Annotated in this window: 22 protein-coding genes; 18 read left to right on the forward strand and 4 right to left on the reverse strand. The window is 57.4% G+C overall.

Annotated features, from left to right (window positions below):
* The first annotated feature begins 320 nt into the window (after positions 1–320).
* From CLV97_RS10625 to rlmD, 9 genes are all read left to right on the forward strand, one after another.
* Positions 321–809: a hypothetical protein gene (locus tag CLV97_RS10625; protein ID WP_106345509.1), complete on the forward strand. Its 489-nt coding sequence runs from the start codon at positions 321–323 to the stop codon at positions 807–809.
* Positions 810–1055: 246 nt separating this feature from the next.
* Complete coding sequence (locus CLV97_RS17900) at positions 1056–1697, forward strand: hypothetical protein (protein WP_146130472.1); 642 nt, start codon at positions 1056–1058, stop codon at positions 1695–1697.
* 379 nt (positions 1698–2076) lie between these two features.
* Positions 2077–2367, forward strand: a complete 291-nt coding sequence (gene gatC / locus CLV97_RS10645; protein ID WP_106345513.1) for an Asp-tRNA(Asn)/Glu-tRNA(Gln) amidotransferase subunit GatC — start codon at positions 2077–2079, stop codon at positions 2365–2367.
* Positions 2368–2380: 13 nt separating this feature from the next.
* Complete coding sequence (gene gatA, locus CLV97_RS10650; RefSeq protein WP_106345514.1) at positions 2381–3847, forward strand: Asp-tRNA(Asn)/Glu-tRNA(Gln) amidotransferase subunit GatA; 1467 nt, start codon at positions 2381–2383, stop codon at positions 3845–3847.
* Entirely contained in the window at positions 3844–5277 is a 1434-nt protein-coding gene (gene gatB, locus CLV97_RS10655) for an Asp-tRNA(Asn)/Glu-tRNA(Gln) amidotransferase subunit GatB (RefSeq protein ID WP_106345515.1), read from the forward strand. Before gatA ends, gatB begins: the two co-directional genes overlap by 4 nt.
* A gap of 320 nt (positions 5278–5597) precedes the next feature.
* Positions 5598–5897 (forward strand): hypothetical protein, encoded by a 300-nt coding sequence (locus CLV97_RS10660; RefSeq protein WP_106345516.1) that lies wholly within the window; start codon positions 5598–5600, stop codon positions 5895–5897.
* Positions 5898–5963: 66 nt separating this feature from the next.
* Positions 5964–6743, forward strand: a complete 780-nt coding sequence (locus CLV97_RS10665; RefSeq protein WP_245891477.1) for a sirohydrochlorin chelatase — start codon at positions 5964–5966, stop codon at positions 6741–6743.
* Between the two features lie 341 nt (positions 6744–7084).
* A complete protein-coding gene (locus CLV97_RS10670; protein WP_106345556.1) occupies positions 7085–7645 on the forward strand; it encodes a GNAT family N-acetyltransferase in 561 nt (186 codons plus the stop codon).
* Positions 7646–7807: 162 nt separating this feature from the next.
* The gene (gene rlmD / locus CLV97_RS10675) at positions 7808–9172 is read left to right on the forward strand and encodes a 23S rRNA (uracil(1939)-C(5))-methyltransferase RlmD (RefSeq protein WP_106345518.1); all 1365 of its coding nucleotides are present in this window, start codon (positions 7808–7810) and stop codon (positions 9170–9172) included.
* A 168-nt stretch (positions 9173–9340) separates the two neighbouring features.
* Here the strand turns inward: rlmD and CLV97_RS10680 are convergent, their stop codons facing one another.
* On the reverse strand, positions 9341–10087 hold the full coding sequence (locus tag CLV97_RS10680; RefSeq protein WP_106345519.1) for an NADPH-dependent oxidoreductase: 747 nt from the start codon (positions 10085–10087) through the stop codon (positions 9341–9343).
* Between the two features lie 126 nt (positions 10088–10213).
* Here CLV97_RS10680 and CLV97_RS10685 point away from each other — a divergent pair, with 126 nt between their 5' ends.
* The 5 genes from CLV97_RS10685 (at position 10214) to CLV97_RS10705 (ending at position 15040) form a co-directional block, all read left to right on the forward strand.
* Positions 10214–10705 carry a MarR family transcriptional regulator gene (locus CLV97_RS10685; RefSeq protein ID WP_170070460.1) on the forward strand — a complete coding sequence of 164 codons (492 nt, stop codon included), beginning with the start codon at positions 10214–10216 and terminating at the stop codon, positions 10703–10705.
* Between the two features lie 431 nt (positions 10706–11136).
* Positions 11137–12369, forward strand: a complete 1233-nt coding sequence (locus tag CLV97_RS10690) for an MGDG synthase family glycosyltransferase (protein ID WP_170070461.1) — start codon at positions 11137–11139, stop codon at positions 12367–12369.
* An 87-nt stretch (positions 12370–12456) separates the two neighbouring features.
* The gene (locus CLV97_RS10695) at positions 12457–13713 is read left to right on the forward strand and encodes an O-antigen ligase family protein (protein ID WP_106345522.1); all 1257 of its coding nucleotides are present in this window, start codon (positions 12457–12459) and stop codon (positions 13711–13713) included.
* Between the two features lie 40 nt (positions 13714–13753).
* On the forward strand, positions 13754–14338 hold the full coding sequence (yfbR, locus tag CLV97_RS10700) for a 5'-deoxynucleotidase (protein ID WP_106345523.1): 585 nt from the start codon (positions 13754–13756) through the stop codon (positions 14336–14338).
* 75 nt (positions 14339–14413) lie between these two features.
* The gene (locus tag CLV97_RS10705; protein ID WP_106345524.1) at positions 14414–15040 is read left to right on the forward strand and encodes a 3D domain-containing protein; all 627 of its coding nucleotides are present in this window, start codon (positions 14414–14416) and stop codon (positions 15038–15040) included.
* Positions 15041–15073: 33 nt separating this feature from the next.
* On the opposite strand, the gene CLV97_RS10710 is transcribed toward CLV97_RS10705, so the two are convergent.
* Positions 15074–15802, reverse strand: coding sequence for a four-helix bundle copper-binding protein (locus CLV97_RS10710; RefSeq protein ID WP_483878494.1), 729 nt, complete (start codon positions 15800–15802; stop codon positions 15074–15076).
* Positions 15803–15966: 164 nt separating this feature from the next.
* Here CLV97_RS10710 and CLV97_RS10715 point away from each other — a divergent pair, with 164 nt between their 5' ends.
* Together CLV97_RS10715 and CLV97_RS18155 are read left to right on the forward strand one after the other, a co-directional pair.
* Positions 15967–16860 carry a DNA-3-methyladenine glycosylase family protein gene (locus CLV97_RS10715; protein WP_106345558.1) on the forward strand — a complete coding sequence of 298 codons (894 nt, stop codon included), beginning with the start codon at positions 15967–15969 and terminating at the stop codon, positions 16858–16860.
* 1 nt (position 16861) lies between these two features.
* The gene (locus CLV97_RS18155) at positions 16862–17011 is read left to right on the forward strand and encodes a hypothetical protein (protein WP_170070462.1); all 150 of its coding nucleotides are present in this window, start codon (positions 16862–16864) and stop codon (positions 17009–17011) included.
* A gap of 29 nt (positions 17012–17040) precedes the next feature.
* Here the strand turns inward: CLV97_RS18155 and CLV97_RS10720 are convergent, their stop codons facing one another.
* Positions 17041–17976: a mechanosensitive ion channel family protein gene (locus tag CLV97_RS10720; protein ID WP_106345525.1), complete on the reverse strand. Its 936-nt coding sequence runs from the start codon at positions 17974–17976 to the stop codon at positions 17041–17043.
* A 90-nt stretch (positions 17977–18066) separates the two neighbouring features.
* A complete protein-coding gene (locus CLV97_RS10725; RefSeq protein ID WP_106345526.1) occupies positions 18067–19053 on the reverse strand; it encodes a metal-dependent hydrolase in 987 nt (328 codons plus the stop codon).
* 148 nt (positions 19054–19201) lie between these two features.
* Here CLV97_RS10725 and CLV97_RS10730 point away from each other — a divergent pair, with 148 nt between their 5' ends.
* Complete coding sequence (locus CLV97_RS10730; RefSeq protein ID WP_106345527.1) at positions 19202–19528, forward strand: hypothetical protein; 327 nt, start codon at positions 19202–19204, stop codon at positions 19526–19528.
* Positions 19529–19601: 73 nt separating this feature from the next.
* Complete coding sequence (mutY, locus tag CLV97_RS10735) at positions 19602–20726, forward strand: A/G-specific adenine glycosylase (RefSeq protein ID WP_106345528.1); 1125 nt, start codon at positions 19602–19604, stop codon at positions 20724–20726.
* The last annotated feature ends 67 nt before the right edge of the window (positions 20727–20793 follow it).

Raw genomic sequence — 20793 nt, forward strand, 5'->3', positions numbered from 1 at the left:
ATGCCTCCCTTTTTTACGTTTTTGGTTATAAGGTCATAACCCTATCGACAAAATGTCGTATTATCGGATTATCCGTTACAATCTCTTAACTGTTATGGAGAAAATGTCTAAGAAAAAAGAAAAAAGTGTTGACGTTTGTCGTTTCTATTAGTATATTCCTGGTAGGTAGAAACCATCAGAGGAAGAACTTCTCGGCTTTCCCGGGGAGTTCGATCCATTTTTCGGGCTTGCGGAGGTCTTGCTTTCTCCGCGGATCGCTAGATTTTTCCCACGGTTGTCGCGCCGGGACAGCGCAATAACATAAGGGGGTTTTTAGGCGATTGTTTAGGAAATCGCTCATTGCTGCCTTCATCGTATTTTTCGGCACCGCCTTCGTGGCGATGCCCGTCGCTTCTGCCAATCCGTTATCTGATCTTTGGAATGCCCTCACCGGTGGCAATAACGGTGACATGGAGGAAGAGCCGGTACCCGGTGATGAACCCGGAGATGAGACCGGCGAAGAGCCCGGTGAGCAACCCGGTGACGAAAATGGCCAAGAGCCTCCGCCGGAGGATTCCACCGATGATGATGAACCGGTGGAAGAGCCGGAACTTCCTGAATCCCCTGCCCAAGAAGGTTCTCAGTCCAAGTCCGGGAAGTCCAGCACCCAACCTCAATCCGCATCCGGAAACACTTCCGGCAATGCTGCTTCCGGCAACGGAGGGCAACTGCCGAAAACCGCCACTCCTTATCCGATGATGCTGCTGATGGGCGGTCTGGTCCTGGCGGCCGGCTTGGCGCTGTTGAGGGTTCGTCCGTCCCGGGGCTGACGCGTCATCGGGGCGGCGACTTCAGGATACCGACGCGGAACTCCAGTTGGAAAGAGTTTTTCCTGGAGAATAGCGGGTAAGAATTTACGCTGTTTCCCGGGACGACAGGGAGTGCGATCCTCCGGAACAATCGTAGGCGATGCAAACCTCCGCTATCCCGACGGATGGATTTCCATCCGCTTCTTCCCAAGGTTCTCCGCGGATCGTCTCAAGGGCAGCCCATTACGCGAGGAGGTAATCAAGCGGTTGAATAGGAAATCGCTGTTTGCTGCCTTTATCCTGTTTTTCGGCACCGCTTTTATGGCGACTCCGATCGCTTTTGCCAACCCGGCGGAGTCGGAGGAGCCGGTTGAAGAGTCCGGAGTGGGACTGGACTTGGAGTTGGGCCCGATCGATGTGGAGTTAGGGATTAACATCCCCACCCCGAATGATTCGCCGGGTGATGAGCCGCCTGGGGAAGAACCGCCGAGTGAAGAGCCTCCGGTTGAGGAGCCTCCGAGTGAGGAACCTCCGAGTGAGGAGCCCCCGGGTGAAGAGCCTCCGGGCGAAGAGCCCCCGGGTGAAGAGCCCGGTGACGATCCCGACGAAGAACCCGGTGAGAATCCCGGCGAAGAACCCGGTGACGACGAAGAACAGCCGGGAGAAAATCCGCCTGCCGAAGATCCCTCGGGAGAACAACCTCCGGTGCAAGAACCGGAGCTTCCGGAATCTCCGGCTCAGGATGGTTCCGAGCTGCCCAAGTCCGGACAGTCTGGCCAATCCGATTCCGGGGATGAAGGCGGAGAATTGCCGAAAACCGCCACTTCGTACCCGCTGATGTCTCTGGTGGGCTCGCTGATCCTGGCGGCCGGCCTGGCATTGTTGAAACTTCGTCCGTCCCGGGGTTGAGGCCCCTTTGGGGATTTCCCGTGTCTTGCATTTTTGAAAAGCCGTAAGTGATGATGCCCTCGGAAAATCCGCGGAGCCCGTTGAGCACCCTTTGCGGGTGCTCTTTTGTTTTACCGCGCGATAAAGGAGACCATTTTCCACCGCGCCATCCTTCGGCAAGAAGAAACGCCTCATCGACGGAGGGGGCCATTTCCTTGAATAAAACGATGGTGCCCCAGGGATGTTTTTGATCTATTAAGGGGCCGGAAGGAGCCTTGGGAAACCTTGTGCGACAGAGGGGTTGAGCCGCCCCGTTTGTGCTATACTGTCATAGGAAGGCAGCGGACAGGATGCGCTGGGATACCGCGTCCGGCATGACTTCACGGAAGGAGGCAGACCTGTGTCGATTTCGAAGGAACAGGTGCAACATGTCGCCCGATTGGCACGGTTGTCGCTGACCCAGGAGGAAGTGGAGCGCTTTACGGTCCAGCTGAACGATATCCTCCGTTTTGCGGAAAAATTGAACGAGTTGGATACGGAAGGCGTGGAACCGACCAGCCACGTCTTGCCGATGGCCAACGTGCTCCGGGAGGACGAGGTGCGGCCCTCCTGGCCGCGGGAAAAGGTGCTCATCAACGCGCCGGAGCAGAAGGACGGCATGTTCCGGGTGCCGCCCGTATTTGAGGAATAAAAGGGGGGATACGATGTCGCTGCTCAAAGAACCGCTCAAGGAAATACATAAGCGGCTGTCGGAAGGGGATTGTTCCGCCAAGGACCTGGTGGACCTCTCCCTGAAGCGGATTGACGAAGTGGAAGACCGCGTGGGCGCCTTTATCACGGTGGACCGGGAAGGGGCGCGCGCCCGGGCGGAGGAGCTGGATAAACAGCTGGCGGAAGAAGGTGAGCGGGGGCTTCTGGCCGCCATTCCGGCGGGCATCAAGGATAACATCTGCACCGAGGGATTGCTCACCACCTGCGCCAGCAAAATCCTGGCCAACTACACCCCGATTTACGACGCCACGGTCATGAAAAAGCTGCGCGCCGCCCAGGCGATTCCCGTCGGAAAGACCAACATGGACGAGTTTGCCATGGGTTCCTCCACGGAAAACTCGGGTTTTCATCTGACGCGCAATCCTTGGGACCCGGAACGGGTTCCCGGCGGATCCAGCGGAGGTTCCGCCGCCGCGGTGGCCGCCGGAGAAGTCTTTTTCGCACTGGGATCGGACACGGGGGGGTCGATCCGGCAGCCGGCCGCCTTCTGCGGGGTGGTCGGGTTGAAGCCGACCTACGGGCGGGTTTCCCGCTTCGGTCTCGTCGCTTTCGCCTCTTCGCTGGATCAGATCGGTCCCTTGACCAAAAATGTGGAGGACGCCGCCTACGTGCTGCAGGCGATTGCGGGGCATGACCCCATGGATTCCACTTCCGCCGACGTGGAGGTGCCGGATTACCTGTCGGCCTTGACCGGCGATGTGAAGGGATTGAAAGTGGCCGTTCCCCGGGAGCTGATGGGGGACGGAATCGATCCCGGCGTTCGGGAGCAGGTGCTCAAGGCTCTCCGCGTGCTGGAGGGAGTGGGAGCGGTGTGTGAAGAGGTTTCCCTGCCCCATGTCCGTTATGCGGTGGAAACGTACTACCTGCTGGCTCCCGCGGAGGCTTCCTCCAACCTGGCCCGCTACGACGGGGTTCGGTACGGGGTTCGCGCGCCCGCGGACAACCTGATGGAGTTGTATTACAACTCCCGGAGCACCGGTTTCGGGGCGGAGGTGAAGCGGCGGATCATGCTGGGGACCTACGCGCTCAGCTCCGGCTATTACGACGCCTATTACCTGAAGGCGCAGAAGGTGCGGACTTTGATCAAACGGGATTTCGACCAGATCTTTGAAAAGTACGATGTGGTGATCGGTCCGACCACTCCGACCACCGCCTTCCGCATCGGTGAAAAGGTGGACGATCCGCTGACCATGTATCTGAACGACATCTGCACCATTCCGGTCAACCTGGCCGGTTTGCCGGCGATCAGCGTTCCCTGCGGCTTGAGCGGGGGGCTTCCCGTCGGTCTGCAGGTGATCGGCCGCCCCTTTGACGAAGAGACGGTTCTTCGGGTGGCCCATGCCTATGAGCAACAGGCCGAGCCCCTTCCCGAACCCCCGTTGGGAGGTGACCGTTCATGACCGCCTATGAAACGGTAATCGGATTGGAAGTGCACGTGGAGCTCTCTACGAAAAGCAAGATCTTCTGCGGCTGTTCCACGGAGTTCGGCGCGCCGCCCAACACGCACACTTGTCCCATCTGTCTGGGGCATCCCGGCGTGTTGCCGGTTTTGAACCGGCAGGCGGTGGAATACGCCATGAAGGCGGCCATGGCGCTGAACTGCCGCATTGCCGAATACAGCAAATTTGACCGGAAAAATTACTTCTACCCGGATTTGCCCAAGGCGTATCAGATTTCCCAGTACGATCAGCCGATCGGAACCGAGGGATGGATCGAAATCGACGTGGACGGGGAGCGCAAGAGGATCGGAATTACGCGCGTCCATCTGGAGGAGGATGCGGGGAAGCTGATCCACGCCGAAAACGGTGACGGATCCCTGGTGGACTACAACCGGGTCGGCGTGCCCCTGATCGAGATCGTTTCCGAACCGGATCTCCGCTCCCCGGCGGAGGCCCGGGCGTATCTGGAGAAATTGAAGGCGATCATGCAGTACTGCGAAGTCTCCGATGTGAAGATGGAGGAAGGATCTCTCCGCTGCGACGCCAATATCAGCCTCCGGCCCGCCGGGAGCAGTTCCTTCGGGACCAAGACGGAGCTGAAGAACCTCAACTCCTTCCGCAATGTGGAGCGGGCCTTGGAATATGAAGAGCGGCGCCAGCGGGAAGTGCTGGAATCGGGGGGGACGGTGGAACAGGCCACCCTGCGCTGGCTGGAGGACGTGGGTCGGACCAAGCTGATGCGCAGCAAGGAGGAGGCCCACGATTACCGCTATTTCCCGGAGCCGGATCTGGTTCGGCTTCACATCGACGAGGAATGGAAGGAGCGGGTGCGGTCCACCATCCCCGAACTTCCCGACGCCCGTCGGGATCGTTATATGCGGGAGTACGGCCTCTCCGCCTACGATGCGGGATTGCTGACGGCCTCCAAGGCGATCGCCGACTTCTTTGACGAAGCGGTACAAGCGGGAGCGGATCCGAAGGGGGCCGCCAACTGGATCACCGGCGAGCTCCTCGGTTACCTGAACGCCACCGGCAAGGAGCTCAAGGAGACCCGGATCACCCCCGCGGGCCTAGCAGGGATGCTCGGCCTGATCCAGAAGGGGACGATCAGTACCAAGATCGCCAAAGATGTGTTTAAGGAACTGGTGGAAAAGGGCGGCGATCCGGAAAAAATCGTGAAGGAAAAGGGATGGGTGCAGATCAGCGATGAGGGTGAACTGGCGAAGATCGTCGCCCAGGTGGTGGAGGCGAATCCCCAGTCGGTCACCGATTTCAAAAACGGGAAGGATCGCGCCCTCGGCTATCTCGTCGGCCAGGTGATGAAGGCCACCCGGGGGAAAGCCAATCCGCAGATGGTCAACCGGCTCATCCGGGAACAGATCGGGCAGTGAAACAGGCACAAGCTGCAAAACACCTCCGCCGCGTGTCTCCGGCGGAGGTTGTTATTTTCCTGAAAGTGCTTGGTTTTTCATTATGGCGGCAAACATGGTAAGATAAATATCTGGGCATTTCTTTTTTTGGACGACCATCGCGGTCGAGATCGGTTCAGGGATGAGGGAGAAATTTCACTCGTTGCCGGAGGGTGTGCCGCTTCGATTCGACCTGTTGCTCGACGGTGCACCGCTTTCTTCATATTTTGAGGCTCACCGGCTTCCCCTGGCTTGACGAAAGTTTGATTTGCTGTTGAACTCGGTCGAATGGGGTGTATGGTTTGCTGATCTTTTACCGCATTCTGATCCTCCTCATGCTCGTGTGGGGGACCGTGTATCTCGCAGGAGAACCGGCTTACTCGGTACACCTGTACCTGATCGCTCTCTATCTGTTCGTCACCTACTTCGAACTGCGCGGCAATCCCTTTCATCGAGGGGTTTATCATTTGCTGATCATCCTCCTCTTGGCCAATGCGGGGATACAGTTTTTCTTCTTGAAGGAGCCCAACATTCTCAGCGGTTTCGTCAGTCTCTTCTTCGCCTTCTTTGCCTGGCAGGCGGTTCGACGGTTTTCGCGCTAGCGGAGGGGATGTCACAAAGTCTTCCCGGGAAGGATTTTGTACAAGTGGTATAATGGGGAGAACAGCATGGAACGAGGTGAGACGATGAAGAAACGGGGTGCGCTGGTCATAGCTCACGGTTCCAGCAAATCCGAATGGGTGGCGATGGTGGACGATGCCGTCGAACGGGTGGATCTGGAGGTGCCGGTCGCTGTCGGATTTCTGGAGATGGTGGAGGGACGGGGGATTCCGGACGCCATCCGGTCCCTGGAGGAACAGGGAGTGGAGGAGATTGTGGCCGTCCCGCTCTTCGTCTCCTCCGGCAGCGGCCATATCGCCGAAATCGCCCGCATGCTGGGTGTGGAGCCGCCCCATCCCGTCGAGGCGGATGTGCCGCCCATCGAGTTCAATGCCCGGGTGCGGTTTTGCCGGCCGATGGACGATCACCCTTTCATCGCCCGGATTTTGACGGAACGGGCGAAGGAGCTCAGCGCCGATCCGCAGGATGAATGGGTTTTGCTGGTCGGACACGGCAACGAAACTCCCGTCTTGCGCAAAGAATGGGAACGGGCGATGGATCGCCTGGCCGGTCAGATACAGCGGGCGGGGGGATTTGCCGGCGTTTCCAGCGCCACCTTTCATCCGGACAACCTGCGCGAGCGGGCGGAGGATCTCGCCCGGGATTACCGCCTGTTGGTGGTCCCCCTGTTTCTGAGCGAAGGCTATTTCACCCGGAAGGTGATTCCCTCCCGGCTGGAGGGCATTCCCTACGTCTATTCCGGGCACACCTATCTGCCTCATCCCCTCGTCTCCGAGTGGATCACTACCTCCGTGCGAGAGGCTCTGGAGGAGCAGCCGGTGGCGTGATGCGTCGAGGAAAGGTGCATGGAACAAATCCTTTTAGGGACGGTACGCAAAGTGCCGTCCCTTCTTGTTGGGGACAAGCGCCCGCTGCCGATGGACGGGGTTCGTCCTCAAGGCGCATCCCGGGAGCCGCCGGGTGCCGCTCCTCCATTCGGCGCTTTCCGCGCCGGCCGTTTTTTTGTACATCGCAATCTATCACCGGGGCTGTGCTATAATACCCAAGGTCAATGCGAGCTTGACAGAGGTCAACAGGGGATGAATCCGGGGCTAACCCTTTGACCGTTTTCGGTTTATCATCCGTATTTGTGCATCTGATATGATGGAGGGAAGCATCATTGAATGCGATGCCCTGTCCCGATCTGGAAACCCGTCGTTTATTGCTAAGGAAATTGTCATTGGCTGATGTTGATGATTTGTTTCAAGTTTTTTCGGATGAGGAGGCTACCGTTTATGTACCGAGAAATAAACATGTTGACAAGACGGAAACGTTAAATCACCTGAAGAACCTGATCAAAAGAATGGATGAGGGCAAAACGTTGGTCTGGTCAGTTGTGGATAAAAAAGACAAGCGGGTAATCGGAACCGTCAATTTGTACCTTAAACAAGATCGAGCAGCCTCGATTGGTGCGGTTATTTGCAGAGAACGATGGGGAAAAGGAATTGCAACCGAAGCGTTAAGGGAAGTGATATCCTTCGGCTTTGATCAAATGGAGCTCATCCGAATAGAAGGAAAATGCGAATCAAATCATGCTGCTTCTGAGAAAGTGTTAAAAAAACTGGGGATGACTTATGAAGGAACCCTGAGAAAAGAAGTGATCATCAACGGCATACCGAGAGATGTGAAGGTGTACTCGGTGTTGATCGATGAATGCAATGCGTCGTTCAGGGACGTATCAATGCGGTGATTGAGGTTATAATAGCCGGGTATTTCAGGGGAGCGGATCGCAACCTTTCCGCGGGGGGTTTTATACAGCGTCCGGCAAGGGGCAGGACGTGAACTTTGAAGTGGGGCTTCATTGCCTTTGGAGTGAAAGCGGACCCATTTCTCGCAAAAGAGGGAGCAGGATATGGGAGATCAACCGGTGCATACGGGACAGAAAATTGAACTGACGATAACCGGCTACAGCCACGCCGGCGAAGGGGTGGGGAAATACGAGGGGTTTACCCTGTTCATTCCCTTTGCCGCCGCCGGGGAACGGGTTTTGGCGCAAGTGGAGGCGGTGAAGAAAAACCACGGCCGCGCCCGGCTGGTAAAGGTGATTCAGCCGTCTCCGGAGCGCTCAACGCCTCCCTGCGGCGTCTTCGGAAGGTGCGGAGGTTGTCAGCTGCAGCATGTGTCCTACGCGGAACAACTGCGGATGAAAGAAAGGCAGGTGCGCGACAGCTTCTCCCGGATCGGGCGGATGGAGGTGAAAATTCGCCCGGTGATCGGGATGGAGAACCCCTGGGGTTACCGAAACAAGGCCCAGGTTCCCTTCGGGATGGAGGGCGGGAAGGCGGTCGCCGGTTTTTACGCTTCCGGGACACACCGGGTTGTGGACATGGATACCTGCCTGATCCAGCACCCGCTGAACGATCGGGTGGTCCGGATGGTGAAGCAACTGGCGCGGCGCCTGGACACCCCCATCTACGACGAACGGACCCACCGCGGCATTTTACGGCATGTGATGGTGCGGACGGGCTTTCATACCGGCGAGTGCATGGTGGTGCTGGTGACGAACGGGGAGAAACTTCCCCGCCGGCAACAATGGGTGGAAGCATTGCGCAGGGAAATTCCCCAGTTGAAGTCCATCATCCAAAACGTGAACCGCAGACGGTCCAGTGTGGTCCTGGGGCCGGAAAATCGGCTGTTATGGGGCCGGGAAGTCATCTATGACCGGATCGGGGACGTCATGTTCGCCATTTCCGCGCATTCCTTTTTTCAGATCAATCCGGTGCAGACAAAGGTCCTGTACGACCGGGTGGCGGAATATGCCGGCCTGACCGGCGGCGAAACCGTGATCGATGCCTATTGCGGGATCGGTTCCATCGCGCTTTATCTCGCCCGGCGCGCCAAGCGCGTCTATGGCGTGGATGTCGTCGGCGCGGCGATCCGGGATGCCGAACGCAACGCAGCCCTCAACCGGATGAACCACGTGACCTTTGAAGAGGGGACTGCAGAAGAAGTAATGCCCCGCTGGTTGCGCGAGGGGATCAAACCGGACGTCATCGTGCTCGATCCCCCGCGGAAGGGATGCGATCCCGCGCTTTTGGAGACCGCAGCCTCCATGCGTCCCGACAGGATCGTCTATGTGTCCTGCAATCCCGCCACCCTCGCCCGCGACGCAAAATATCTGGCGGAGCTGGGGTACAGGGTCCGGGAAGTGCAGCCGGTGGACATGTTCCCGCATACGGGGCATGTGGAGTGCTGTGCCCTGTTGGAGCCGAAATAGCCTGCGTCCGAGGGGGCAATAGCAAAAAAGCCGAGGTAATCCATTCCGTGGAAAGAGAGAGCTTTCCGGGCCAGGCAGGCGAATGCGCTTGTCCCTGCGGGAATTCCATGACCGGGATGATGAGTACAAACCACAAGCCCTCTTCGAAAAAGCTTGTGGTTTGTCGGTTTATTTGAATATAAATCCTTTCCTTCTGATATACTCGCTGTAAAAGCCGAGTGGAAGATCTCTCGCCAGCATGCCGATAATCTTTTTGGACCAGTTCTCGTTTTTCCGGTTGCTGGTCCGCGCTTGGTAATATTCCTCGATTTCTTTATCATACCGTTCCACTTTTTCTCGAAGATCACGGTCATATTTGTTCTCGAAAAATATGGCATCCTGAGGCAAACGAGGTTTTTGCTCCGGCTGTTCATCTGGCACACCCAATGCCAAACCCGCCAGAGGAATCACATATTCCGGCAGATCCAGCCATTCATCCAGATCCGGCAACGCGCCGTTGATTCCTCCAATGATTACTGTTCCTAGCCCCATCGATTCAGCTGCCAAATTTGCATTTTGCAGGGCGATTCCCACACTGAGAACGGCAGTCTGATTAAAATAGGAAAAGCTTAATGTGTTCCTCATTTTTACTTTTTCCTCGGCACTGGCGGATACCATGATCCGATAAAGATCCAAACAGAAGATGAATAAATACCCGCATTGATTGATGGTGTCCTCGTTTCCCGACCTTTTCGCCAAGAATTTCTTCAGGTCGGGATCTGTCACCCCGATAATGGTAAACGGTTGTAAATTCGAAGAGGTTGGCGCCATCCGGGCGGCCCGAACGATGGTGTCGATTTGTTCCCGGCTCAACGGGATATCTTTGAACTTTCGAATGGACCGGTGATTTAGTATGGTCTTGATGACGTCGTTCACAGACGTGCCTCCTTACCCATTTGGTTTCCTTGGAAACCATATTACCGTACGCCTGGGGGAAAGTCAAATGGTTTCCGAGGAAACTATGCTATACTCTTTTCTAGAATGAGGGGAAGGAAGGTCTTTATGACGGATGCCAGTAATGATGATTTGCAAAGGATTAAGGGTCGGATTGAAAAATCTTTGCTTCGGTTACTGGCCAGCGAGTCCGATGATGACGCCGAGAAAAACTGGTTAAAAGAGCACGCATCCGATTCTGAGCTGAAACGGCTGGTACCGCATATCACGATACTGGGCCTTCATGCTTTGGATGTCATCAGTGAAGGGGAAGGGGTAAGAGCGGTCGACATTGCCAAGGAATTGGGTGTCACCAAGGGTGCAATATCAAAAACGACGCGAAAACTGCTGGATCACGGATTAATCAAACGGGAGAAACGCCCGGACAACCTGAAGGAAATTTATTATTACGTTACCCCTCTTGGAGCTGAGCTGGCAAAGCTGCATCGTCAATTGCACCAGGAAAAGGATCAAAGAGCGCTTGAACTTTTTCGGGGCTATGATCTGGAATCCCTTAAACTGATTGCGGAATTTATGGAAAAACTGGCTCGTTTGCGGTGAAGGAACTCGGGCGTCCTGATTTCCGGAAGAGCTCCATTTCCGTCGGCATTGTTCTTCCGGGATCCTTTCCGATATCCTTGTCACACCGGGAAAGGATTGGCCATTTCAAAGCAGTGGAGCTCATCGCGGCGGTGTCAGGGCACAAAGTGAATAGGTACACCCCGCTTCATCAAGATCGCCTCCTTGCAGGAAAGATCTGCGAGCCTAATGAAAAAACAGCGCCCCTGGTTTCGGTGTGATGATGTCGAATAGGGGGTGCTGTTTTGCGCTTTCATCCACTCGAAATCCCTGTAGGGCGCGAGGTCCGGCCCCCTTGAGAAAACCCGAAGGGGAAAAGTGGTATAATAAGTCCGTGAAACGGATCGGCCGGGAAAGACGTTTTGCCGAAATAGGGTGTTGTTCACGCTTTTCATGTCAAAGGGGAGATGGTAATGGCTCGAGTTGCGTGGCCAAGGGCTTCCCTCGTGGAAGATGGGTGGCCGGTCCAAACATTGGATTCTGTCGGGCAATGCGACATCCTGTTGGTATCGGAAAATTTCGGCACCGGCCACACCCGGGCGGCGGAGGCCATCCTGCGGGGGATTCGGTCGGCCGATGCGGACGTGAATGCCCGTCTGGTGGAGATCGGCCGGGTACTTCGTCCCCGGATGAGCCGTTTGTTGGTGGATTCCTACCTGGGGATCATCCGGAAAACCCCCTTTATCTGGCGGGCCTTTTACGGTTGGCACCAGGGGAAGTCGTTTCCCCGTTCGCTGCAATCCTTTATCCGCTATGCCCTGTACACACGTCTGGCGGAGCTGATCACCCTTCACCGGCCGCGTCTGGTCGTTTCGACCCACCCCTTCGCCGCCTTCGGAGTGGCCCGCCTGAAGGAGCGGGGATGGGATTTCAAGCTGTGCACGGTCGTCACGGACTTTTCCGCCCACGGCTCCTGGGCGCATCCTCAAACCGATCGGTACCTGGTGCCGGCTGAGCACGTGCGGAATCAATTGATCCGAATCGGAACGGATCCCGAACGGATCTTGGTCACGGGTATTCCCACCGACCCGATCTTCTGGGAAGAAGAAGATCAGGCCGAAGTCCGCCGACGCCTGGGGCTGCGCCAAATTCCCACCGTGTTGATCATGGGTGGCGGTTTGGGGCTGGGCGGCATGGAGCAATTGGTAAACATGATGGCCAAGTGGCGGAATCACATGCAGATTTTGGTGGTCACCGGGCGAAACCATCAATTGTACCAATCCCTGACGACGGATCCAAAGCTCGACCATCCCAATATCCGAATCGCCGGTTACATCCAGTCCCTGTCCGAATGGATGGAGGCGGCGGATCTGATTCTCACCAAGCCGGGAGCGATGACCTGCACCGAAGCGATTGCCAAGGTGAAGCCGCTCCTCCTGTACGGAACGATTCCCGGCCACGAGGAGAAAAACGGACAGTTCCTGACAAGAAACGGCCTGGCGCTGCGGCTCGAGGGGGAGGATCACCTGGATGAGATCCTGGATCGCTTTTTGAGCGACCCCGAATGTTTCTCCCCGATCCGCGAAGCCATGCTCCAGTGGCGGAAGAAAATCCATCCGTCCCGCAGCGTTGAAGCGGTGCTTCAGATGATCGGCGAATCCCCTGCTTCGCTTTCGGCCCCGAGCATCCACGTCGGTCAGCGCTGACGCGAATGCCGTCGGTTGCCAAATCAGGAAGCGCTGGTATATAATCCATTAAGTACTCAAATATGATTGCAAAAGGAGTTTGTACCTTTGAGCAGAGATCTTCCTAACAACCTGGCAGCCCGGTTGATTCAGGCTCTGATCTTGTCCATCATCATTTCCCCGTGGTTGCCTCCGGTTGTTCTGTTGATCATCGGCCTTCTCACTCCCTTCCTCGTCAAGGGACGCTGGCCGATCCGGGGTTTCCCGGAAGGGATTTTCATCGGATTCCTTCTTTGGACCGCGATCAGTTGGTATTTCAATCCTTACTGGATTTCCTGGATTCCCGTCGGTTTGATCCCGATTTTGGTGTTTTTGACCTATTATCTGCTCACGGTGTGGATCAAACGGGGATTGGACTGGTCGTGGCATGAAATACAACGGTTGTACCTATTGTTTTGGGTAGCCGGTTTTTATATCGCTGTCGTCGTCCTTCTGCAGGGGTTCGGCTGGCTTTCGCAGGAGGCATCCTGGTGGGGCCGGCTGTTGGGGTATTCCGCCATTTACCAGAATGACATGACGCGCAGCGTGGGAACATCGACCAATTCCAACTTGGCGGCCGCATTGTTGATTTGTCTGGCTCTGATCAGCACCTACGCCTTTTCGGTTTTGAAAAAGCGTTGGCAGAAGGTTGCCGCCCTAGCTGCCTTTTTTTTATTTTGCATGGCCATCTGGATGACCGGATCCCGCGGAGCGTGGGTGGGATTGACCGTCGGGCTGCTGGTCCAGGTGTGGATGACCGGAAACCGTCGCCGTACGATTTTGCTGTTCGTCTTCCTCGTTCTCCTGGGCTGCGTGATTTACACCAATCAGACATTGATCCCCCGGGAAGAGACGCTCTTTGCGACCATCAGCGTGCGGATCTTTGTCTGGCAGAACGCCTTCCGCATTTTTCAGGATCACTGGCTGGTCGGGGTGCTCCCCCTTCATTTTGGGCAGGTTTTCGCCGAATTGACGGGCAAACATATTTACCACGCCCACAACATCTTTCTGGGGGTGGCGACGGAATTTGGCGTGGTGGGACTTGTTCTCTTTTTGCTGATGCTCGTCATGACCGTATACCGGGCCCGGAGATGGCGGAAAATGGCCATCCGGCTCGAGGAAAAGCGTCTGTCCGGCATGATGTTGTCGCTCATTTTCGCCTTCCTCGGCCACGGTATGTACGATTACACGATCATCGCCCCGCAGGTGGGAAGCCTGTTTTTCCTGAGCGTAATCCTGATCAACTGGCAGTATGAACGGCGGTGCCGAATGCCCGCCCCGTCCCCGCACGTGACGGAGGAACAGCAGAACTCGACGGCATCTTGAGGCGGCGATCCATCGAAGCTTTACGGGGGGATGGAAGAGGATGAATCCCTTTTATGCGTACCTGTACCGGTTGCGCCTGATTCGGCGCTGGGGGCTGATGCAAAGCGCCGTACCGGAAAATGTGGCGGAACACTCCTTTCATGTGGCCCTGCTGACCCACGCTTTGTGCACGATCGCCGTCCGGGTGTTCGGGAAGGAGGTGCCGGTGGAACGGGCGGTCATGCTGGCCCTCTACCACGATGCGACGGAGGTGATCACCGGGGACATTCCCAGCCCGGTGAAACATCACAACCGGACCATCCTGAAGGGGTTTCGGGAACTGGAGGCTTTGGCCGCGGAGCGCTTGTGCGAGATGGTGCCCGGGGAGCTTCGGGAATCGTACCGCCCCTTTTTCCGGGATCCGGATCCGGAGCTGCTCCGCTGGGTGAAGGGAGCGGATCTGCTGGATGCCTATCTTAAGTGTGTGATCGAGATCGCATCGGGCAACCGGGAGTTTCTCGTGGCGAAAAGGGAGATCGAGGAGCGGATCCGCAAGCTGGAGATGCCGGAAGTCGATTATTTTCTGGAACATTTCGGCCCCAGTTTCGAGAAGAGTTTGGACGAGCTGTCGGAGAGCGAAGGATGAGATCCGGGTATAAACAGCTTCGAAACCGGTCATGATGGACAGTGAATCTACGAATCTAGCACAGGAGGATCCGTCATGACCAAGCGCTGGTTGATTCCCGCCCTCGGCCTGGCCCTGGCCGTCGGATTGTTTGTCGGAGACGGGCGGGATCTGCCCCGGGCGGCGGCCGAGGAAAGTGGATGGACGACGATCAAGGTGGAGAAGGGGGACACGGTGTACAGCATCGCCCGCCGGTTCGGGACCGACGTTGAGACCGTCTCCCGCATGAACCGGCTGGATGATCCCTCCTTTATCCGGGTCGGTCAGGCGCTCCGCGTTCCCCTCCGAAAGCGGGAGGCGGAAAGCGGGGAGAGAGGGGAATCCCGGCCCGCCCTGCTGCCGATGGCTTACGGACGGGACCTGGGGGATTTCACCCTGACCGCCTACACCGCCGGCCCGGAATCCACCGGCAAATCGCCGGGGCATCCGGCCTACGGGATCACCTCCAGCGGCGCCCCCGCCGTGGAAGGAGTGACGATTGCCGTCGATCCATCCGTGATCCCGATCGGCTCCCGGGTGTATATCGAAGGGTTGGGTTACTTCGTCGCGCAGGATACGGGGAGTGCCATCAAGGGAAAACGAATTGACGTGTTTATGAACGATCTGGAGGAAGCGCTGCAGTTTGGCGTGAAGAAGGGCGTTCGCGTGGCGATCGTCGATTGAAAAGGCCCGCCTTCGAAAGAGGCGGGCCTTTGATCATCTTTCCGCTTCCTCCGCGTCCCGTTTCGTTTTGTGAACCGTACCGAAGGGATGCTCCGGCGGCGCGTAAATGGAGTAAAGCTTCAGCGGCACATCCCCCGTATTGATGACATTGTGCCAGATGCCGGCGGGGACCATGATGGCATCATCATCGTGCACTTCCGCTTCAAAATCCAGCCTGTCCCTGCGCCTTCCCATGAGAACCCGTCCCCGTCCCTGTTCAATGCGCAGGAATTGATCCGTGTCGGGGTGCCTTTCCAGGCCGATGTCCTCCCCGACATCGATGCTCATCACGGTCACCTGCAGATGCTCTCCGGTCCACAGGGCGGTGCGAAAGGTGCGGTTATGCCTGGCCGCCCGATGAATGTCCACCACAAAAGGTTTTCCGCCGTGGTCCTTTAATCGGGTCCTCCCCTTCCGGGCGCAGTGCCGGCAGATGAAGGCGGCGTACAGACAGACCTGGGCGCAGTGCCGGGAGAAAGGGTCCCAGTGTTTCGTGCATTCCCGGGCGCATTTCCTGAAGATGCGGGCGCAGCGAAGGGCCGTCTCTTCGGAAATGCGGCCGGATCGAGACAGGGTCCGGGCGACCGAGGCGCAGGATTCGGCACATTCCCGGAGCAAGTGAAGCTGTTTTTTGCGAAGGGCGGCGTCGGGCGCAGCGACCATCATGGCGGCCGCCTGTTCGCAGATCTCCTGGCAGTGGCGTAAAGCGGCGATCATGTTCATTCCCCCCGGGGCAAGTGGTATCACTCCTATTCGTATGCCCGGAGCCCCGTCCGGGAGACTTTCCCCGAGGACTTTCCTTTTGCACCCGCCAAAAGGATGATAAAATGAAAAAGATGAAGCGGGAGGTCCATCTTTCCTGACGGCTTCGATCGGTGGTGTGCTTCATGGAAACCCTACAGATAGAACCGCGGCCGCCCTTTTCCTTCGAACGGACGATCCGGCGGCTGTTTCACCTGCAAAAGTCGGGTTATTTTGTGCGGAAGGGAAACCTTTACCGAACCCTTCGCGCGAAGGGGCGCCCCTTTGTGGTGGAGATCGGCTGGAGGGAGCCGTCCCTGCTGTTTCGCATCCACCAGGCGGTGACACCGGAGGAGCGGCGGGAGCTGGAGGAGCAACTCCGCCGCATGTTTTCCGCCGATGTGGATTTGACTCCTTTCTACCGCCGGGCGGATCAGGATGAGCTGCTCGCCCCGGTGGTCCGGGAGCGGGAAGGGCTCCGTCCGGTGCTGGATCCGACCCTGTACGAGTGCCTGATCAAGACGATCATCAGCCAGCAGCTCAACCTCTCCTTCGCCGGCACCCTGATCGACCGCCTCATGCGGCTGGCCGGGGAACGGGTGGAATTTGAGGGGGAGTCCGTTTGCGCCTTTCCGACGCCGGATCGGGTTGCCGCCCTTTCCTATGAGGACTTGACCCGGCTTCAGTTCAACCGGCGGAAAGCGGAGTACGTCATCGACATCTCCCGAATGGTTGCGGAAGGCAGGCTGGATTTGGAAGGACTTCGCCGACGAAGCGACGAAGAGGTGATGGAAATCCTGCTCCCCCTGAGGGGAATCGGCCGGTGGACGGTGGAATGCCTGCTCCTGTTCGGAATGGGACGCCCGGATTTGCTGCCCGCCGCCGATATCGGCCTGCGCAGGGCGGTGCAAAAGGTTTACGGTCTGGCGGAGCGGCCGGGGGAAAAGGAGGTCCGAAGGATCGGAGAGGCCTGGGCACCCTGGCGCAGTTACGCCACCTTTTATCTGTGGGATGCGATAACGGGAGGCAAGGAGGGTTAAAATGGCGCGAAGGCAGCGGAGAAAAGAGAAGAAGCCTGCCGTGGACCCGATGGTCGCCTGGAGAAGGGACATCCGGGGTATCGGAGTGTGGACGGTCATATCGGTGGCTGCCGCCGGAGGAGTCGCCTGGATCGTCAATCTGTTGGGTTGATCGAACGAAAAACGCCGGGCTGACGTGCGTCAACCCGGCGTTTTTTCGTTTCCTTCGGAGTTCCCGTTGTTTGGAGGCTGGAGGACGCGGCGCGGATAGGCGATTTCGATCGCGTGTTTTTGAAAAGCGATGACGACCGCCCGGCGCAATTCCCGCTCGATCAGCCAGTATTGGTCCGGATGGCTTAAGGCCATCAGCGTGTACTGGACGCCCGATTCTCCGAGATCCGTTACGCCGTAGATAGAGGGTTTCTCCACGAGGTGAGGGGCGTACCGTCTGCCGATTTCCTCACACACTTCGCTTAAAATCCGTTCCACCAGTTCCGGATCCGATTCGTAGGGGACCGTGACGGAAACCAGGGGGCGCATCTGAACCCGGTTGTAATTGGCCACATGGTGGATTTCGCCGTTGGACAGATAATGGAGGCGTTGGTTCCACTCGCGGATCTTGGTGACGCGGATTCCGATCTCCTCCACTGTCCCCGAAATCTTGCCGTTTATCTGAACGTAATCGCCTACTTCCATCTGATCTTCAAAAATGATGAAGAAGCCGGAAATCAGATCGCGAACCAGGTTCTGGGCACCGAACCCGATGGCCAGCCCCAGGATCCCCGCGCTGGCGAGGACGGGCGTCGGATCGATTCCGATGTTGAACAGCAGCGTGAGGGCGGCGACGAAGTAGATGGCGTAACGGGCGAAGGATTTGATCAGTTTGCTCAGTGTCAGCGCCTTTTTCCGGTCGATTCGCTTGAGCTGGAAGATCCGGTCGATCAGTTTGCCGGTGAACCGCAGTGCCACATAGGTGAGGAAGAGGATCAGGATGATCCGGGCGATGGGCAGGAGCAGGGCGTCCACCGGATTATTGATGATGGACCACATCTTTTTTTCGGCCCCTTCTACCCAGCTGAAACCGGAGAGGTTGGCGGTGTTCGAGGATTCGTTGATGGCGGGCATCTTGGGGTTCATAAGTTCACCTCGGTTGCGGCGTAGTGAGTACGACAGGGATCATTATAGCACAGCCCCGCCCGAGGCGGGGCTTGAATGAAGTCTCCTGTTTCAAGGGGTTTCGATCGTGCATGAATTGATCTTCTTCTCCAGACGCTGTTCCGAGGACCAGCCGATGTAGGAGCGGATCACGTCCAGGTTGTGGTCCAGATAGGCGACGGCGACGAAGGGAAAGCGTTTTTTGTGGTAATAGCGGACGTCCGCCCAGCGCACCTTGTATCCGTCCCCGAAGGGTTGCACCTGCACGTGCCCGTAATCGCTGAAGTAGAGAAAGGAGGCGATGTCCGGATCCTTCAGGGATGCCAGGGCGGCGGGATGTTCCCGATCGGTGTCCGGGATTTCGTCCGTCCACCGAATTTTTCGCCGGTGAATCTCTCCGAAGCGAACCCGGCCGTCTTCTTCAACCACCAGTTTCCACAGGGAGGGACGGATCGTGGGGATGACGCTGATGCGTTTGGCCTGTTCCGCCTGCATTGCAACCTTTCGCACGAGGGAGCGGTGAATTCGCCACCGCCATGCCGTGTAGAGGATGATGAGCGAATAAATGGCGGCAAACAAAGCGCCCGGATGGATCGGCGTCAACCACCAAAGAAGAAATCCCGCAAGGTGGACGGTCAAGATGAAGGGATCGATGATGTTGAGCACATCCCATGCGATCCACCGGCGGGACAGAGGACGAAGGGCCTGGGTTCCGTACGAATTGAAGCAGTCGATCAGAACGTGCACGGCGACGGCGAGAAGCGTCCACATCCAGAGGGAGAGGAGCGATGCTCTCTCATGGGTGAGGAAAAGGATGAAGGTGATCAGGGATGCCCAGACAAAGATCATCGGGAAGGAGTGGCTGAGCCCCCGGTGCTGCCGGATGTAAGCCGCACCGCCTTTGAAGCGGAACAATCCGTCGAAATCCGGAGCCTGGGAGCCGAGAACGGTTCCCAAAAGCACGGCCTGCGCCGTGACCGGATGGGAAGTCACCGAGGGATCCAGGTGTGCCAGTCCGAAGAGTCCGATGCCCATCGCGAAGTGAGTCCCAGTATCCATGACAACCTCCTGCAAGCTGCTTGCCGGTTATAAGCCTATTATAAGCGATAAACGCTCCCGGTGAACTTTATTCGTCCATTCCATTCGGACCGTATAACAGGCATTGTCCGGTTTGGTAAACTGGACATCGGAAAGGAGCGGGTTCAGGATGGAAGACCACGGTACCGAAACATTCACGATTTTTGTCGAATACCGGATCGATCCGTCCCGACGGGAAATCTTTTTGCGTCACGCGGAAGAAATCAGGGAAGAGACGGCGCGAATCGCCCCGGTGGAGGGGCATGAAATCCTGGAGGGGTGCGATCAGCCGGGACTGTTTGTGGAAGTGATCCGCGTGGGGGAAAAAGATGCTGCCGAGCGGCTTCTTCATCGCCGCAGAGAACCGGAAGGGGGGATTTTTTTAAGGTTGAAGGACTGGGTCTCCGGAAGGGGGATTCAGGCCTGGGCTTTTAGCAGGATAACGGGACGCGGTTGAAGAAAAAGGATAAAATCGGTCAGCGATTGTCGAAGCGCATCATGTTTTCAGGGGGTAAGGGAGTTGAGAGGCTGTGGAAAAATCCGACGAAAAACAACTGGATCCCGAAGGGGTGGAGCAGGTCCGCACCAAACTCCTGTCCTGGTATGACAAAAACAGGAGAGATTTGCCTTGGCGAAGGGAAAGGGATCCGTATAAAATATGGGTATCCGAAGTGATGTTGCAACAAACACGGGTTGATACGGTGATTCCATATTACGAACGTTTCATGCAACGGTTTCCTACGCTGAAGGATCTTGCCTCCGCACCCGAAGAGGAGGTGATCAAGGCGTGGGAAGGGCTGGGATATTATTCCCGCGTCCGCAACCTGCACGCGGCGGTACGGGAGGTGGCGGAATCCTACGGAGGCAAGGTACCCGATGACCGGGAGGCGATGAGCAGGCTGAAGGGAGTGGGTCCCTACACCGTCGGCGCCGTGCTGAGCATCGCTTACAATCAGCGCGTTCCCGCGGTGGACGGAAACGTGATGAGGGTCTTCTCCCGGATCTATGCCATCGAAGAGGATATCACCAAGGCCGCTACCCGGCGCCGGATGGAGGCGCTGGCGATGGATCTGATTCCGGAGGATCGCCCCGGCGATTTCAATCAGGCGCTGATGGAACTGGGAGCTTTGATCTGCAGCCCTTCTTCCCCGGCATGCGACCGTTGCCCGCTGGTGCGGGAATGCCGGGCCTACGAACAGGGGAGGGTGAAGGACTTTCCCGTCAAGCGCAAGGGGAAGGCTCCGCTGCCGGTCTCCGTCGTATTCGGCTGGGTTGTCGACGGCGAGGGGCGGATGTTGCTCGAGCGCCGGCCCGACAAGGGTCTCTTGGCCGGAATGTGGGGACTGCCGACGGTGGAAAGGAGGAAAGACGACTCTCCCCAAAGGATACTGGAGCGGTATTTTGCGGAGAAGGGCTTTCCGATTGAACCGGGACCGGTTTTGGGGCATGTGGAACATGTCTTCAGCCACCGCCGTTGGCAGGCGGTGGTGGTGAGCGGCAGGGCATCCGACGCGACTCGATCCCTTCCGCCGGGATGGAGGTGGGTAGCCGAGGAAGAGCTGGATTTCCTCGCCTTGCCCAAAGTGTATGAAAAGGCGCTGTCCGCTGTTAAGGATCCGGTTCAGTTGGAACTGGGCTTGGAAGTGGAAAATTGAATGAGCGGTGAAAGGGAGGAAAGTTCTCCCTCCACCCGCTTTTTAGAAACCAAAGGGAGAGAGGAAA

This window comes from Planifilum fimeticola, from assembly GCF_003001905.1.
GTDB lineage: Bacteria > Bacillota > Bacilli > Thermoactinomycetales > DSM-44946 > Planifilum > Planifilum fimeticola.